Consider the following 16,327-nt stretch of genomic DNA (forward strand, 5'->3'; position numbering starts at 1 on the left):
ATAAACCTTTTTTACTATTAAATTATCATTTTTTTAAGATATTCCCCTGTTGCAAAACAGACATTTTTTTGCTAAATTTGCTAGAAATAAATCCACCAAAATGAGCACAAAATCCGACTTAAAAAACGACCTTTCTTTTCAAGACTTTAAAACTCAAGTTTTAGATGATTATAAGATAGCCGTAACTAGTCGTGAATGTAGCTTACTAGGGCGTAGAGAAGTACTTACTGGCAAAGCTAAGTTTGGTATTTTTGGTGATGGTAAAGAAGTGCCTCAATTAGCAATGGCCAAAGCTTTTCAAAATGGTGATTTTCGTTCTGGATATTACCGTGATCAAACATTTATGATGGCTATTGGAGCATTAACTATAGAACAGTTTTTCTCAGGCTTATATGCAAATACAGACATTACCTTAGAACCTATGTCTGCCGGTCGCCAAATGGGTGGTCATTTCTCTACTTTTAGCTTAGATGAGAACGGTAATTGGAACAATTTAACAAAACAAAAGAATTCTAGTTCTGACATTTCTCCTACTGCCGGACAAATGCCTAGATTATTAGGTTTAGCACAAGCCTCAAAAATCTACAGAAATGTAAAAGGTATTGATACTACAAAGTTCTCTATAGAGGGTAATGAAGTTGCTTGGGGAACTATAGGAAATGCAAGTACTAGTGAAGGCTTGTTTTTTGAAACTATAAACGCAGCTGGTGTTTTACAAGTTCCAATGGTAATTAGTGTTTGGGATGATGAATATGGAATATCAGTTCACGCAAAACATCAAACAACAAAAGAAAATATTTCTGAAATTCTTAGTGGTTTTCAACGTAATAAAGACTCTAAAGGCTATGAAATTCTACGCGTAAAAGGCTGGGATTATGTATCATTAATTGAAACTTATCAAGAAGCTTCAAAAATTGCTAGAACAGAGCATGTTCCAGTTTTAATTCATGTAAATGAATTAACACAACCTCAGGGTCATTCAACTTCTGGATCGCACGAGCGTTATAAAAATGCAGATCGATTAGCATGGGAAGCATCTAATGATTGTAATGTAAAGCTACGTGAATGGATGATAGAAACTGGTATTTCTACAGATGAAGAATTAGTAGTAATAGAAAAATCAATCAAAAAAAGTGTTCGTGAAGGGAAAAAAACGGCATGGAATAATTACTTAAACCCAATTCTAAAAGAAAGAAACGAAGCTTCTAGCATTATTTTGAATGTTGCAGCTTCTAGTAATAATAAAGTATTTATTGAAAAAATAAATACAGATTTAATGGCTATTGATGAGCCAACTAGACGAGATATTGCTTCTGCGACAAGACGCGCATTACGCTATGTTGTTTCTGAAGAATCTTCAGCTAAAACTCAACTATCTCAATGGATTGATGGTTTTTTCAATGTTATCCAGCCAAAATATAGCTCGCATTTACATAACGAGACCCAATCTGCAGCCACAAATATAAAAGAAGTAAAACCTACATATAGTACAGAAAATGAAGAAGTAGATGGGCGTATTGTATTAAGAGATAACTTCGATAAAATCTTTAGTAAATATCCTGAATCTTTAATTTTTGGAGAAGACTCAGGAACCATTGGAGATGTTAATCAAGGTTTAGAAGGTTTACAAGAAAAGTATGGAGAGCTAAGAATTAGCGATGCTGGTATTAGAGAAGCTACTATTCTAGGACAAGGAATAGGAATGGCTATGAGAGGCTTACGTCCTATTGCTGAAATTCAATACCTAGACTATATAATGTATGCTTTACAAATCATGAGTGATGATTTAGCTACGCTTTTATATAGAACTAAAGGAAGGCAAAAAGCGCCTTTAATTATACGTACACGTGGCCATCGATTAGAAGGTATTTGGCATTCTGGATCGCAAATGGGAGGTGTTTTAAATTTAATTCGTGGTATACATGTACTTGTCCCAAGAAATATGACTAAAGCCGCTGGTTTTTATAATACACTTTTAGAAAGTGATGAACCTGCTTTAGTAGTAGAGTGTTTAAATGGCTACCGTTTAAAAGAACAGAAACCAACAAACTTTGGTGAATTCAAAACTCCAATTGGTGTTGTTGAAATAGTAAAAGCAGGTAAAGACATTACTATATTATCTTATGGATCTACATTAAGAATAGTAGAAGAAGTTGCTAAAGAATTATTACAAGTAGGTATTGACATAGAAGTGATTGATGCTCAATCTCTATTACCTTTTGATTTAAATCATGATGTTGTAAAAAGTATTGCTAAAACGAATCGTTTAATGATTATTGATGAGGATGTTCCTGGTGGTGCCTCTGCATATCTTTTAGATAAAGTATTGAATGAACAAAATGCATACAATTATTTAGATAGCAAACCAAAAACATTGACAGCTAAGTCACACAGACCGGCATATGGTACAGACGGAGACTATTTCTCTAAACCTTCTTCTGAAGATATTTTTGAAGCCATATACGAAGTTATGCATGAAGTTAACCCTATTGACTATCCAAAATTAAGATAAAGCAATTAAACTTTTTTTATTATTTTTGGCAACTAACTAAGCTAACCTCTTTTGTTTAAGATAATTGAATAGCAAATTAATCAATGGAGACTTATAGTAAAATCAGCATAAATTTATCAATTATACTGTGCGCTATAAAATGATTGTTTATCAAATTAGTTAAAGTAGTTTTAGTCTACTTTTAGCGCTTACATTCTTGTAAGCGCTTTTTTATTCTATCTAAATTAAACCTTTTTCTTTTTATGCAGTCTTAGTAATTATAACATAAACCCCAATCTAATATGAGAAAATTGTTTTTTGTTTTAATTCTAATAACTTTAGCTGCATGTTCTAGTGATGAAACTACTTCAAATCAAGGCACAGAATTGGGAGAAACACCTGTAAATACTTTAGATTTTTCAGATATATTAAATATAAACTTCAACTCGCTTTTAAACTATAGCGAACAGTATATACCTGTATACATCACAAAAGATAATTTACCTGCAAATAATTTAATAACTAATGAAGGTGCAACTTTAGGCCGTGTACTATTTTATGATAAAAATCTATCTGTTAATAATACTATTTCTTGCGCTAGCTGCCATAAACAAGAATTTGCATTTGGAGATGATGATGCTGTAAGTACTGGTGTAAATGGCGTTACAGGAAGACATTCAATGCGTTTAATTAACACGCGTTTTTCTGATGAAGTTCAATTCTTTTGGGATGAGCGAGCAAATTCTCTAGAAGAACAAACTACAATGCCAATTCAAGACCATATAGAAATGGGGTTTAGTGGAGAAAATGGAGATTTAAGCTTTAATGATCTTATTGCAAAATTAGAAACAACGAGTTACTATCCAGATTTATTCAATTTTGCATTTGGAAGTACAGAGATATCAGAAGTAAGAATTCAAAATGCATTATCTCAATTTATAAGAAGTATTCAGTCTTTTGACAGTAAATTTGATACTGGTAGACTGCAAGCTAATAATAACGGGCAACCATTTACAAACTTTACAGACCAAGAAAATCAAGGCAAACAATTATTTTTACAACCACCAAGCTTTGACAATCAAGGCATTAGAACATCTGGAGGAATAGGTTGCGCAGGCTGTCACCAAGCGCCAGAATTTGATATAAATCCAATTTCTAGAAATAATGGTGTTGTTGAAAATGCAAATGGTATTGGTACAGATTTTACAAACACAAGATCTCCAAGTTTAAGAGATGTAGTAAAAGCTAATGGTGAAAGTAATGGGCCTTTTATGCATACAGGTACGAGTAATAATTTAACAGCTGTATTAAACCATTATAATAGTATTGAGATTAATGGGAATACAAATCTTGATCCAATATTAAGGCCAAATGGAAATGGTCAACAATTAAATTTAACGCAAGTAGAAATAGACGCAGTTATAGCCTTTATGCAAACCTTAGGTGGTACTGAAGTTTATACAGATGAAAAATGGAGTGATCCCTTTATAAATTAATAATAATTTATATAAACTGAAGAAGCGCTTACACCTAATAAGCGCTTTTTTTTATATCTTTAATTCAAACCAAAAGAAGATGCTAACTAAACAAGATAAAGTAAGATTAAGAGGTTCAATTTTTAGGCATTTAGACGGCATTGCTACTGCCACTACAGTGTTAGCACTATATAAAAAAGGCATTTTAAATTATCTCTTAAAAAACAAAGAAATAACACTAACTGAACTAACAAAGGCTTTTAATGCTAACGAAGGCTATTTAAATGTTGCATTACGTATTTTATGTTCTCAAGGATGGCTTACTCAAGATTTAAATAATCAAAAAAATATAGCAACCTATAGAATTAATAAAAAAAGTGAAACTGCTTTTTCTTTAGCTCACTTATATGAAGAAGCCGTAAACATATTAAATTATGCTGTACGTTTTCCAGAAGAACGTATTGGTAGTGATGCTTTTATAGTATTAGAGCGTATTTTTAAAAAATATGAAAAACGATATGATTTAAATATTACTAATGAAGATAGTGTTGAATTTCAATTATTAAAACATATTGAAGGCTGTATTGTTGCTCCAATTATTGTTCTATTAGGAGTTAATGGTATGTTTCATAAATATTTTATGGAAGCATCTTTTGCTGCTGAAGAGTATCATAAAGACCCAGAAAGTTTTAAAAAAATACTAGATTTTTTAGCACATTTGGGTTGGTTTAAAAAGAAAAATGGCAATTATCAATTTACAGATGAAGGCTTGTTCTTTGCAAAACGTGCTTCTGCATATGGTGTTACAGTCTCTTATTTACCTACTTTTTTACAGTTAGATGAATTATTGTTTGGTAATCCACTAATTTTAAATACTTCTGAAGGAGATACCGAAAAACATGTGCATAGAGAAATGAATGTATGGGGAAGCGGTGGCGCACACTCCACTTATTTTAAGGTTATAGATCAAGTTATTATTAAACTCTTTAATAAACCAATAGATGAGCAACCTAAAGGGATTCTAGATATGGGTTGCGGTAATGGGGCTTTTATTCAACATATTTTTGATGTCATTGAGCATCAAACAATACGAGGCAAAATGCTTGAAGAACATCCATTATTATTAGTAGGAGCAGATTTTAATAAAGCCGCGTTAAAAGTTACTAGAGCTAATTTAATTAAAGCAGATATATGGGCGAAAGTAATTTGGGGAGATATAGGTAGACCAGATTTATTAGCAAAAGATTTACGAGAAGATTATAATATAGAACTAAAAGACTTGCTCAATGTCCGTACCTTTTTAGACCATAATCGCATCTGGGAAACGCCAAAACAACCAACAAATAGAATAAGTGATTCTTCTGGTGCTTTTGCTCATAAAGGACACTATATTAGCAATGATTTAGTTGAAGACTCTCTATTAGAACATTTACAAAAATGGAAGCCGTATGTTGAACAATTTGGACTATTAATTATAGAATTGCATACTATAAACCCCAAACTAACATCTAATAATATTGGAAAAACTGCCGCCACTGCATACGATGCTACTCACGGTTATAGTGACCAATATATTTTAGAGGTAGATGTTTTTAATAAAATCGCTAATGAAGCAGGTTTAAAACCTGATCCCAATCATTTTTCAAGATTTCCAGATAACGAGTTAGCTACTGTTAGTGTTAATTTATTAAAAGGGTAATTATATGATAAAAGAAAATGACCTCACAACTAGAGATTGGTTAGCTATAGAACGCACAAAATTAGCAAACGAACGTACTTTTTTAGCTTATTTTAGAACATTTATAGTCTTTTTAGGTTCTGGTATAACAATATTAAAATTAGAATTTTTAACCGAGCTTAAAACATTTGGAATTATTTTAACTGCTATTTCACCTATAATACTCATTATTGGTTTATTTAGATTATTTAAAGTAAAAAAGACCATTAAAAAACATTATAAACTATAAACTTGTTATTCCTGCGAAAAGCAGGAATCCAAAAATAAAAGCCCTTTTTTTTAAAGGAATAAATATGAAAGCAGTCTCTGTAGTTACTATAAGAAAAGAATTAAAACATAAATCTAGTGAAGAATTGGCAGAGTTATGCTTACGATTATCTCGATTTAAAAAAGAAAATAAAGAGTTACTCACCTATTTATTATTTGAAGCCGATAGCGAAGCTGGTTACATAGAAACCGTAAAACAAGAAATGGATGAGCAATTTGAATTGATAAATACAGATAGCTATTTCTACATAAAAAAAAGTGTTCGTAAAATATTACGAAACACTAAAAAGTATATTCGTTATTCGCTTAATAAAGAAACTGAAGTAGAGCTACTACTCTACTTTTGTAAAAAACTGAAAGCGATGTCTCCTTCAATTAAAAACAATACAACACTACAAAATATTTACAATCGTAATATTGAAGCCGTAACCAAAAAAGTACTCAACTTACATGAAGATTTACAATATGATTTTAATATAGAATTAGAAGAATTAAACTAATATATAATGGAAAAACTAAACCTACCAACAGTATTCCTAAGAGTAAAAGCCGCTTTTATTGATACAATATTAATCATGATGATTATCTATACCGCTGCCTTTTTCTTAGGTATGTTTAACACTATAGATGCAACAGTAAAAGGTGTTATATATGTTTTCATTTTTATACTATACGAACCTCTTTTTGTAAGCTTATTTGGGGCTAGTTTAGGACATATATTTTGTGATTTAAGAGTACAAAAAGATGATAAAACTAAAAAGAACATAAGTCTACCAATGGCTATTATACGTTTTTTTCTTAAAACTTTTTTAGGCTGGATTTCCTTATTAAGTATAAATAGTGATTCTAAAAAAAGAGCGATTCACGATAAGGTAGTAAAGTCTGTTGTAATATATCTTGGTAAAGAGAACATCTAATTTATATTAGCTTACTAAAAACACCTAAAAGAACAAAAGCGTTATTTTTAATAATTAAAATACTAATTCAAAATCTTAACTAATAACTCCTTCAATAAATCTGCCTGAGGTACTGCATTAGAATTCACACCTTTTCCTTTAACATCAAATTCGCGAAGCGTAGCAATTATACCACTTACTTTTCGCATAGGAAAATTACGAGCTGCATCTAAATATTCGTTTACAAAATAAGGGTTTACACGTAAAGCAGAAGCCACACTTCTAGGCGATTTATCATTCATACCATGCAATTGCAATAATTGAGAGAAGAAATTAAACAATAAAGATACAGTAACAACCATTGGATTGTCTTTTGGGTTTTCACCAAAATAATTAACTATTTTAAAAGCTTTAGCATCGTTTCTAGAACCAATTGCCTTTCTTAACTCAAAATTATTGTAATCTTTACTTATACCAATATTTTCTTCTATATGCGAAGGAGAGATTTCTGTGCCTTCTGGTAATATAATTTGTAATTTTTCTAATTCATTATTTATTTTACTTAAATCTGTACCCAAAAACTCTACAAGCATTTGTGATGCTTTAGGAGCTATCTTATAGCCTTTTGTACTTAAAACTCGTCTTATCCAATCTGGAACTTGATTGTCATATAGACGTTTACTTTCAAAAACAACACCAGATTTCTTTATCTTTTTATAAACAGCTTTACGCTTATCTACAGTTTTATATTTATAGCAAAGAACTAATACTGTAGATGGTTGTGGATTTTCTGCGTAACTAGCCAATTTATCTATAGTACGTGCCAAATCTTGCGCTTCTTTTACAATCACAACTTGTCTATCTGCCATCATTGGAAAACGCTTGGCATTGCCAACTATATCTTCGACTGTAACATCACGGCCATATAGAACCATTTGATTAAAACCTTTTTCTTCTTCAGCAAGTACATTATTTTCAATAAAATCGCTAATCTTATCTATATAATAGGCTTCTTCGCCCATTAATAGATAAATAGGCTTTAAATTTTTATTTTTTATGTCGGTAACAAGCTGTTTGACTTCGTCCATTGAAAAAAAATCACCAAATTTGTGTAGTGCAAAAATTAAATTTCCCTACATATTCGTTTCGATTCAAAAATAGCGAAAATAAAGTATCTATATTCGATGCTATTCGTAAAAAATTTGTGGTTTTACAACCAGAAGAATGGGTACGCCAACATTGTGTAAACTATTTAATCGAAGAAAAAAAATATCCAAAATCATTAATAAACGTTGAAAAAGAACTAAAAATCAACGATTTAAAAAAACGCTATGATATTGTTATTTATAATCCAGATGGTAGTATACATTTAATTGTAGAGTGTAAATCTCCAAAAATTAAAATTAACCAAGCCACATTCGATCAAGTAGCGCGTTATAATTTAGCTTTAAATGCAAGTTATTTAATGGTGACTAATGGATTAAATCATTATTATTGCGTGATGGATTTTAAAGCAGAACAATATAATTTCTTACAAGATATTCCTGAGTATAATAAATGAAAATAGCTGTAGTTATATTAAATTGGAATGGAAAAGCGCTTTTAGAAAAGTTCTTACCTTCAATTATTATGCATTCGCAAGAAGCAATTGTTTATGTTGCCGATAATGCCTCAATAGACAATTCTGTGGCTTTTGTAAAAACCACTTTTCCTTCTGTAAAAATAATTCAAAATAAAAGTAACGGCGGTTATGCTAAAGGCTACAATGATGCTTTAAAATCTATTGATGCAGATATTTTCTGCTTAGTTAACAGTGATATCGAAGTCACTCCAAACTGGCTCTCTCCTATTGTAAAAACTTTTGAAAACGAACCAAATACAGCTATTATTCAACCTAAAATTTTAGACTATAAACAAAAAACAGATTTTGAATACGCTGGTGCAGCTGGAGGCTATATAGACAAATACGGCTATCCTTTTTGTCGTGGTCGCATCTTTGATACTATTGAAAAAGATAAAGGACAATACGACAATGACAAAGCTATTTTTTGGGCAACTGGCGCTTGTTTTTTTATAAGAAAAAATAGTTTTAACAACTTGAATGGTTTTGATGAATCTTTTTTCGCACATATGGAAGAAATAGATTTGTGTTGGAGAGCGTTTAATTTAGGTTATATATCTAAGTATATATATAAGTCTACTGTTTATCACGTAGGTGGTGCTACATTAAATGCTAGCAACCCTAAAAAAACATACCTCAACTTTAGAAATAGCCTATTTACCCTTACAAAAAATGCAAAAGGAGCAATATTTCTATTAATTTTTACGCGTTTAATTCTTGATGGCATAGCTGGTATAAAATTTTTATTAGAATTTAAATTAGGCCATATAATTGCTATTTTTAAAGCCCATTTTAATTTCTATTATAACCTACCAAGACTATTAAAGCAACGAAAACAATTAACACAAAAAGAAAACTACTACATAACAAAATCCATTGTATGGCGTTATTTCGTAAATAAAAAGAAGGTTTTTAATAGTTTATAAATTAGTTAGTAAAAGTTTTGTTAATGCTGCCATTAGCATACTAAAATTAGCTACTTTTGAAGTGTTAAAATTTAATTTTATCCATACAATAATTATGAAAAGAATAATCCTACTTGGTGCAGTAGCACTACTTACTTTAGGTTCTTGTGTTTCTAAAAAAGATTTTTTAGCACTAGAAGAAAAGCAAAAAACAACTCAAGATTTACTAAATAGCGCAACTATTAAACTTAATAAATGTTTAGCAGATGAAGCTGCTTCTGCTGCACGTTTACAAGAACTAAAACAACGTTTGGCAGATATGAAGTCTACCAACAAAGACTTGATTGAAAGTACAAAAGACATGACTGTATTGACTACAAAAGGTGCAGAAAACTTAGAAAAGTCTTTAGAAAGTTTAAAAGAAAAAGATTTAAAAATATCACGTTTACAAGACGCTTTAACTAAAAAAGATAGTGTAACATTAGCATTAGTTACTAGCTTGAAAAAAGAAGTTGGTTTAAATGATGAAGACATTGAAATTAATGTAGAAAAAAGTGTAGTGTTTATCTCTTTATCTGATAAATTATTATTTACTACTGGAAGCTATAATATTACTTCTAGAGCTAACGAAATTTTAGGTAAAGTTGCCACTGTAATTAATAGCAAACCTAATTTTGAAGCTATGGTGGAAGGTCACACGGATAACGTACCATATAAAAAAGGCGTTTTAATTGATAATTGGGATTTAAGTGTAAAGCGTAGTACTGCAATTGTTAGAGCATTACAAAGTTTAGGTGTAAAACCAGAACAACTTATAGCTGCAGGACGAGGAGATCATTTACCTTTAGTTGCTAATGACACGCCAGAAAATAGAGCTACAAACCGTAGAACAAAAATATATATCTTACCAAAAATCGATCAGTTCTACGAAATGATAGAAACAGAAATGAAAACACTTTCTGAAAACTAAAAAATATTAAACGAATCCTTAAAAGCTCAATCTCTCGATTGGGCTTTTTTTGTTAATAAATGACTCCTAGGTAACTATTTTTAAACGATGTAAACTTGTATTTAATCTAAAAAAAAAGAATAACCATAAATAAAATAATTAGATTTAAGCCTTAATAAAAATTACGCTATTTTTCAATTAAAACTATATAAGTCTGTCTATGCCTAAAAGTAAAATTCTCCATACCATATTAGTATCAACTATTATTTTGTCTTGTGCAAATGAACCCTATTATGAAGATGCTTCTAATATTGACAACCAATTATTAGCTTTAATTGATGAAAATTCAAATGGTATAGGAGTAGATTATTTCACACTACCAAGCTCAAACGATTACTTAAGTATTCCTCAAGATCCATTAAATCCATTAAATAATGCTAAAGTTGAATTAGGAAAAATGCTTGTACACGAGACGGCAACAGGCGGTAATCCTAAAATGAATAGCGTAATAAACACGTATTCATGTGCAAGCTGTCATCCCGTAGCTTCTGGTTTCTTCTCTGGAAATCGTCAAGGTATTGGTGAAGGCGGTACTGGGTTTGGTAGTCAAGGAGAAACAAGAACAGTAAATCTAGATATGCCTTTAGATTCTGTAGATATATTACCAATTAAAGTCCCTTCTCTTTTAAATACTGCTTATCAAAAAGTAATGTTATGGAATGGTGCTTTAGGTGGTACCGATATAAATGCCCCATTTACAACATTATACCCAGATGATATACCAGAAAACGCCTTAGGTTACCAAGGCTTAGAAGTGCAAGGAATGAATGGTCAAACTGCCCATAGATTAAAAATAGATGAAGAATTTGTTACTACATATGGTTACAAAGACTTATTTGATGCTGCATTTCCAGATTTTAATGAGAATGACCGTTATTCTAAACTTACGGGCGGCTTAGCTATAGCTGCTTTTAATAGAACATTATTGGCTAACGAAGCACCTTGGCAAGATTGGTTAAAAGGTAATTATAATGCTATGTCTACACAAGAAAAAAGAGGTGCTATCTTGTTTTTAGACAGAGCATTGTGTGTTAATTGTCATACTGGCCCATCGTTAAATTCTAATAATTTTTATGCTTTAGGTCTAAACGATATGGATGCTAGTGGAGCCATAGTTGTTAATCAAGAGCAATTAGCGGTCATGAAAAAAGGAAGAGGTGGTTTTACCAATAACTCTGAAGATGATTATAAATTTAAAGTCCCTAGTTTGTACAATTTAAAAGACAATCCAATATATGGACATGGTGGTTCTTACTCTTCTTTAAATGGTATTATAAGCTATATTGTTTCTGGAAATAAAGAAAATGATATAGTTCCTAATTCTCAATTAGCAGAAGAATTTATTAATTTAAATTTAACAACTCAAGAGATTAATGATATTACTGCTTTTGTTGAACATGCATTGTATGATAATAATCTAGAACGCTATGTACCAACATCTGTTTTTTCTGGAAATTGCATACCCAATGGTGATACACAATCACAAATAGATTTAGGTTGCAATTAATAAAAATAAGCCCAATCGAAAGATTGGGCTTATTTTTATTTAGTTTTCAAAATTACTTTTGTCAATAAAATCAAAAATTGTAATATTATCATTAAAATCAAAAGGTCTATCTGCAATATCTGTTGTCAATATTGGCTCAAATAATGTCTCATCATCTAATAAATTACAAGCATCTACATTAAAAGTATATTTCTCTTCTGATGTTTCAAATAAAAATTCCAATGTATTTTCTAAAACATCTTCTTCTTTTACAACATTGTATAAATTTATAAAATAAGATTCATCAAATGCCATTTCTTCTTCTGGAACTATATCTTTAATACTATTCTCAATATGCATATTAAATTCTTCAATAACCTTATCTATATTAGATTGATTATTAGGTGTTTCAAACAATGTATATTTTAATTTGCCAAGTAATACTTCAGAATTTTCTATAAATATATTTAAAGCTAAATGTTCTTTCAATAGCCCAGGCGCCATAAGAGGATTTCCTATTTCTGCTTTTAAATCGTGCAAAGCATGCTCTATATAATTAATACCGCTATTATGTCTACCTGCTTCACTTAACGGAATTAAAACATCTTCTATAGATTCTATAGTTATTTTTAATACTATTGTAATTGTGGCACTTGCTCCAGCATCTCCTCCACTAGCATTAACGATAAATTGTATCTGTTCTTCTTTTGTTTGAGTTTTATTATCAAACTTTATTGTTTTGGTTGTTGATCCATGATCATCGTATACTGGATCTTTTTCAGTTGCAGATATTTTTATCGTTTTTCCAATAGTTTTTAATTTGTTAGAAACAACTTCCTCTAAAATAGTAGCCTGATCGATATTTGTTTTTCTATTCCCTCTTCGTTTAATATCTAACTCTAATACAGTTTCTCCAATAGAAACATTTAAAAGCCAATCATTACCTATACCTTTACCTGAAATAGAGACAGATTCTACACTAATATTTATTGAATTAGTACTAGTAAACATGTTATTATCCATATCTGGATTCTGTACTAGACTAAGTCCGTTTTTAAGTTTATATAAGGAATTAGGAATTCTAAACCCAAAAAACCATTTTAAAACTGCTATCAATCTTAATAACCCACTTAAATTAGTCAAGATATTCCATAGGTCTCTTAAATCTTTAAAAAGTTGTTTAATATCATCTAGTATTTTCTTAAAATCTTTAACCAATTCTAATATAGCTCCAGTTATTTGCTTCAATCCTTTAGCCAAACCATCAATAATTCCTGTTTTATCTACTAGCCATTTTAATAAATCTTTAACTCCTGTTTTATCTACGAGCCAGTCTATAAACCTTCCTAACAATGCTAAAACATTAATTACGAAACCAATACCAGGAATTTTTTTTAAGAATTTTTCTATTTCCTCTAATATCCAATTAACTGTATCTGTAACCTCACTAACTTTTTTAAGAAAATCTTCTACTGCTTTAAATTGTTCTTTTAAATCATCTACTATTTCCTGTAACCCTAAAAGCTTTTTAATAAAAGCTTTTAAGGCCTCTACTATTTTTTTTGTTATTTTTTTAATTCGATCTAAAGGTTTTGAAATAGCTTTAACCAAATCCCACAACTTTTTTATAAATGCTGGAGGCAATATTTTTTCTAACCATTTTTGTTGTTTCTCTAGTTCCTTAGCTAATTCTTCTATTTCTTGTGCCTTTTTTCTTAATTTTTCAATAAACTCTCCTAACCTTTTTTTTAATGAACGAATATTTTCGTTAAGTATAAAAAGTAGTTTAAATGTTTGAACAGCCTCTGCTAAACTGCGCACAATTGTTTCAAATTGTTTTAATGCGTCTTGTAATGCCGATAAAATTATTCTAAGTGGTTTTATAATGACTTTTAATGGTCCCGCAAATTTCCCTGCTCGTTTTAATACGCTTAAAATAGCTCTAATAATTTTCCGTATTATTATTAAAACTCTACGACTCTTATTTAATAAAAATTCTATTCCTTTTAAGAATAACTTTATTAAAGAAAATACTTTTGTTAAATGTTTTACAATGAGTTCTACATTAAGTAAGATATTACTTATTGTATTCATTTTTTTTTCGATTGCTTTAAAGACTGCCATGATGTTTTTAGTTTAATTACCCAAAATTACAGTCCTAACAACCTGATTTCAAGAGGAAAAACACTATTTACCTGGCGGTAAAAACACTATTTATAACATTCGTATGTTTTGTATTAAATAAAAAACCACCTCTGACATGCTCTGTCGAAGTCCCAGATATATTTGTGGTATTATTAATTAATATCATACAAACATGAAAAATGCAATCAACTGGTTTGAAATACCGGTAAACAATTACGAAAGAGCTAAAAAATTCTATTCAGAAATCTTAGGTGTAGAGATTATAGATCATCACATGGAAGATAAAAATGTGAAATACGGTATTTTCCCATACGATATGGAAAACAATAATATTGGTGGTGCCATAATGCAAATGGAAGGCATGAATCCTTCTACAGATGGTTCTACCGTCTATTTAAATGGTGGAGAAGACTTAAGTATTCCTCTATCTAAAGTTGAAGCAGCTGGTGGCAAAATTATTATGCCAAAAATGGATATTCAAGAGAATGGATTTATAGCACAGTTTACAGATACAGAAGGAAATCGTGTAGCATTTCATTCTATGGGCTAATGTTTTAAATAGCGAATCCTATATGGGTTCGCTATATTTGTTTTTATATGTTACAATTACAGAGACTTATATCTATGTTGACCTTGTTAAAATCGAAGCGATTATTAACGGCTACTGAGTTGGCGAAAAAATACGATGTTAGTGTTAGAACGATCTATAGAGATATTAGGAAACTAGAAGAAGCTGGTGTTCCTGTATATACAATTGAAGGTAGAGGCTATAGTTTAGTAGACAACTACACTATTGCTCCTGTACAATTCACAGAGAAACAAGCTAATGCATTAGTTACTGCTCAACATATTATTAGTCAATCTAAAGATGTGTCTTTTGTTAGTGACTTTAATGATGCTTTAACCAAAATAAAATCTGTTTTTAGAACCTCAGTTCAAGAAAAAAGCGAATTATTAAGTGATAAAATTCATGTCTTTAACTGGAGTTATGAAGACTTTACTAGTGACGCATTATCAGAAATACAGTTAGCAATTACTAATTTTAATTTTATAGAAATAAATTATAAAAAAGCTAATGATCCAACAATCTCCTTCAGAAAAATAGAACCTTGTGCTATGTATTCTACAAATAATAAGTGGATTCTAATCGCTTGGTGTCATTTAAGAAATGAATTAAGAGCTTTTAGGATTGATAGGATTCAGTACTTTAAAATTTTAGAAGAGCAATTTGAAGATAGGCAATTTAATATTCAGGATTATTTTGCTTCTTGCCCTTATGATCATAAATAATTAAAGTTCTATTATACCTCATCTGCATGAGTCCATACTGCAAGTTCATTACCAGATGGATCTTTAAATTGAAAACGACTGCCTCCAGGAAAAGAGAATATATCTACAGTAATTTCACCTCCAGCTTCAATGATCGATTTCTTAATATTATTTAAGTTATCATGATAAAGAACAACTAAAGCGCCATTTATAATAGATTCCTCTGTTTTTTCAAAACCACCATCTAAACCAGATTCAGAAAAAGAAATATAACTATCACCATAATCAGTAAAACCCCAACCAAAAACTCTACTATAAAAAGTCTTAATTATATTTAAATCATGTGCTTTAAATTCAACGTAGTTTATTGTATTATTTTGAGGTGTTTTCATTCTTAAAAAATATTTAAATCGCCTTTACCTTCTCTAATAACTTCGGGTTCGCCATTAGACAAATCAATAATAGTAGATCCTTCATTACCTCCATAACCTCCATCTATTACCATATCTACTAAATTGTCCCATTTCTCTAATATCAATTCCGGATCTGTAGTATATTCTAAAATAACATCTTCATCACGAATTGACGTTGAAATTATAGGATTACCTAATGCTTTTACAATATCTAAAGTGATATTATTATCTGGAATACGAATCCCAACTTCTTTTTTCTTCTTAAAAACTGACGGTAAAGACCTAGATCCTGGCAAAATAAAAGTATATGGCCCAGGTAAAGCGCGTTTTAATATTTTAAACGTAGACGTATCTATCTGTTTGACATAATCACTTAAATTACTTAAATCGTGACATATAAATGATAAATTGGCTTTTTCCAACTTCACACCTTTTATTCTAGCAATTCGTTCTAAAGCTTTATTATTATTTATATCACACCCCAAACCATAAACCGTATCTGTTGGATAAATAATGAGACCGCCCCTTTTTAGAACGTCAATTACCTTTTTTATCTCTTTAGGATTCGGGTTTTCTTCATAAATCTTAATAAAGTCTGCCATAATAAGTATC

16 protein-coding genes are annotated in these 16,327 nt (G+C 30.3%); 12 read left to right on the forward strand and 4 right to left on the reverse strand.

Translation table 11 applies throughout. The features are described from left to right. Window positions 1–100 precede the first annotated feature (100 nt). The 6 genes from Q0997_RS06325 to Q0997_RS06350 all read left to right on the forward strand — a co-directional run bounded on the left by Q0997_RS06325 (window position 101) and on the right by Q0997_RS06350 (window position 6,888). Window positions 101–2,512 carry a thiamine pyrophosphate-dependent enzyme gene (locus tag Q0997_RS06325; protein ID WP_299886224.1) on the forward strand — a complete coding sequence of 804 codons (2,412 nt, stop codon included), beginning with the start codon at window positions 101–103 and terminating at the stop codon, window positions 2,510–2,512. A gap of 281 nt (window positions 2,513–2,793) precedes the next feature. Further along, window positions 2,794–3,987 (forward strand): cytochrome c peroxidase, encoded by a 1,194-nt coding sequence (locus Q0997_RS06330; protein WP_299886227.1) that lies wholly within the window; start codon window positions 2,794–2,796, stop codon window positions 3,985–3,987. Window positions 3,988–4,066: 79 nt separating this feature from the next. Beyond that, entirely contained in the window at window positions 4,067–5,665 is a 1,599-nt protein-coding gene (locus Q0997_RS06335) for a class I SAM-dependent methyltransferase (RefSeq protein ID WP_299886230.1), read from the forward strand. Window positions 5,666–5,669: 4 nt separating this feature from the next. Continuing rightward, window positions 5,670–5,933, forward strand: a complete 264-nt coding sequence (locus tag Q0997_RS06340; RefSeq protein ID WP_299886233.1) for a DUF202 domain-containing protein — start codon at window positions 5,670–5,672, stop codon at window positions 5,931–5,933. Window positions 5,934–5,997: 64 nt separating this feature from the next. Beyond that, window positions 5,998–6,471: a hypothetical protein gene (locus Q0997_RS06345; RefSeq protein WP_299886236.1), complete on the forward strand. Its 474-nt coding sequence runs from the start codon at window positions 5,998–6,000 to the stop codon at window positions 6,469–6,471. A 6-nt stretch (window positions 6,472–6,477) separates the two neighbouring features. Beyond that, window positions 6,478–6,888: an RDD family protein gene (locus Q0997_RS06350; protein WP_299886239.1), complete on the forward strand. Its 411-nt coding sequence runs from the start codon at window positions 6,478–6,480 to the stop codon at window positions 6,886–6,888. Between the two features lie 62 nt (window positions 6,889–6,950). Here Q0997_RS06350 and holA read toward each other — a convergent pair whose 3' ends face one another. Further along, window positions 6,951–7,955, reverse strand: coding sequence for a DNA polymerase III subunit delta (gene holA / locus Q0997_RS06355; RefSeq protein ID WP_299886242.1), 1,005 nt, complete (start codon window positions 7,953–7,955; stop codon window positions 6,951–6,953). 26 nt (window positions 7,956–7,981) lie between these two features. Here holA and Q0997_RS06360 point away from each other — a divergent pair, with 26 nt between their 5' ends. The 4 genes from Q0997_RS06360 to Q0997_RS06375 all read left to right on the forward strand — a co-directional run bounded on the left by Q0997_RS06360 (window position 7,982) and on the right by Q0997_RS06375 (window position 11,909). Continuing rightward, window positions 7,982–8,428, forward strand: coding sequence for a type I restriction enzyme HsdR N-terminal domain-containing protein (locus Q0997_RS06360; RefSeq protein WP_299886244.1), 447 nt, complete (start codon window positions 7,982–7,984; stop codon window positions 8,426–8,428). Further along, entirely contained in the window at window positions 8,425–9,414 is a 990-nt protein-coding gene (locus tag Q0997_RS06365) for a glycosyltransferase family 2 protein (protein ID WP_299886247.1), read from the forward strand. Before Q0997_RS06360 ends, Q0997_RS06365 begins: the two co-directional genes overlap by 4 nt. Before the next feature lie 94 nt (window positions 9,415–9,508). Continuing rightward, complete coding sequence (locus Q0997_RS06370; RefSeq protein WP_299886250.1) at window positions 9,509–10,363, forward strand: OmpA family protein; 855 nt, start codon at window positions 9,509–9,511, stop codon at window positions 10,361–10,363. A 199-nt stretch (window positions 10,364–10,562) separates the two neighbouring features. After that, window positions 10,563–11,909 carry a cytochrome c peroxidase gene (locus Q0997_RS06375; protein ID WP_299886253.1) on the forward strand — a complete coding sequence of 449 codons (1,347 nt, stop codon included), beginning with the start codon at window positions 10,563–10,565 and terminating at the stop codon, window positions 11,907–11,909. A gap of 39 nt (window positions 11,910–11,948) precedes the next feature. On the opposite strand, the gene Q0997_RS06380 is transcribed toward Q0997_RS06375, so the two are convergent. Then, window positions 11,949–14,012, reverse strand: coding sequence for a hypothetical protein (locus Q0997_RS06380; protein ID WP_299886255.1), 2,064 nt, complete (start codon window positions 14,010–14,012; stop codon window positions 11,949–11,951). A 193-nt stretch (window positions 14,013–14,205) separates the two neighbouring features. On the opposite strand from Q0997_RS06380, the gene Q0997_RS06385 reads away from it, so the two are divergent. Further along, on the forward strand, window positions 14,206–14,583 hold the full coding sequence (locus tag Q0997_RS06385) for a VOC family protein (RefSeq protein ID WP_299886258.1): 378 nt from the start codon (window positions 14,206–14,208) through the stop codon (window positions 14,581–14,583). Between the two features lie 47 nt (window positions 14,584–14,630). Continuing rightward, a complete protein-coding gene (locus Q0997_RS06390; RefSeq protein ID WP_299886261.1) occupies window positions 14,631–15,323 on the forward strand; it encodes a YafY family protein in 693 nt (230 codons plus the stop codon). Between the two features lie 11 nt (window positions 15,324–15,334). On the opposite strand, the gene Q0997_RS06395 is transcribed toward Q0997_RS06390, so the two are convergent. Further along, window positions 15,335–15,694 (reverse strand): VOC family protein, encoded by a 360-nt coding sequence (locus Q0997_RS06395; RefSeq protein WP_299886264.1) that lies wholly within the window; start codon window positions 15,692–15,694, stop codon window positions 15,335–15,337. 2 nt (window positions 15,695–15,696) lie between these two features. Next, on the reverse strand, window positions 15,697–16,317 hold the full coding sequence (locus Q0997_RS06400; RefSeq protein ID WP_299886267.1) for an L-threonylcarbamoyladenylate synthase: 621 nt from the start codon (window positions 16,315–16,317) through the stop codon (window positions 15,697–15,699). Window positions 16,318–16,327 lie beyond the last annotated feature (10 nt).

The sequence above is a fragment of the uncultured Lacinutrix sp. genome, from assembly GCF_947500325.1.
Classification (GTDB): domain Bacteria; phylum Bacteroidota; class Bacteroidia; order Flavobacteriales; family Flavobacteriaceae; genus Lacinutrix.